Below are 298 nucleotides of genomic sequence, written 5' to 3' on the forward strand. Positions count from 1 at the left end.
AGCACGCGCAGCCGTGCGGACAGCTCGGGCCACTGCCGGGCGTCCCAGCCCAGCGACTGCGCGGCCTCGGCCAGCAGCGTGCCGGCCCACACCTCCGGGTCGCCGGGGCGTTCCGGGATGGCCAGCCGCTGGATCCACTCGGCCCAGTGCTCGCCGAGCCGTCGCCGGGCCTGCCCCCGCCGCACCCACGCGACCGCCAGGTCCACGTCCTCGACCGTGCGCAGGGCCTCCCCGTCGACCCGCACCTCGTCGGCGATGCGCCACAGGCCGCCCTCGACAAGGGTGAGTTCTTCGTCAT

General features: G+C 75.8%; 1 protein-coding gene. It reads right to left on the reverse strand.

Annotated elements, in window-relative coordinates:
- A partial coding sequence (locus AB0C29_RS19665) for a hypothetical protein (protein ID WP_360822025.1) occupies positions 1 to 298 on the reverse strand: 298 nt, incomplete at both ends.

It is taken from the genome of Actinoplanes sp. NPDC048791, assembly GCF_040650095.1.
Classification (GTDB): Bacteria; Actinomycetota; Actinomycetes; order Mycobacteriales; family Micromonosporaceae; genus Actinoplanes.